1 rRNA gene is annotated in these 378 nt (G+C 52.9%); it reads right to left on the reverse strand.

The annotated features are described in order from the left end of the window. Positions 1-55 precede the first annotated feature (55 nt). Positions 56-172, reverse strand: a 5S ribosomal RNA gene (gene rrf, locus FNL14_RS19210). Between the last annotated feature and the right edge of the window lie 206 nt (positions 173-378).

Here is a 378-nt window from a genome sequence, read left to right on the forward strand (position 1 = left end):
TGTGTTAAATGTGGGAGGCCCCAACCGTGATGGTTGGGGCCTCGACCTAATGGTTGTCCGGCGGTGACCTACTCTCCCACACCCTCCCGGGTGCAGTACCATCGGCGCTGTGGGTCTTAGCTTCCGGGTTCGGAATGGGACCGGGCGTTTCCCCCACGCTATGACCGCCGTAACCCTTGTACCCGACCCCTGTGATGATGCTGGGGGTGGGAAAACTGTGGTTACAACATTGTGGTGTTGTTATTTTGTTGTGTTTTTGTTCCCTGGACAACGTTTTGGTTTGTTGTTTGGGAACCACATAGTGGACGCAAGCAGTCTTGTTTATCTTTTTACCCTGCTTCATGGTGTGAACGTCTTTTGAATCCGTTCACGAAGAGG

The organism is Pseudarthrobacter sp. B4EP4b (assembly GCF_006680095.1).
Classification (GTDB): Bacteria; Actinomycetota; Actinomycetes; order Actinomycetales; family Micrococcaceae; genus Arthrobacter.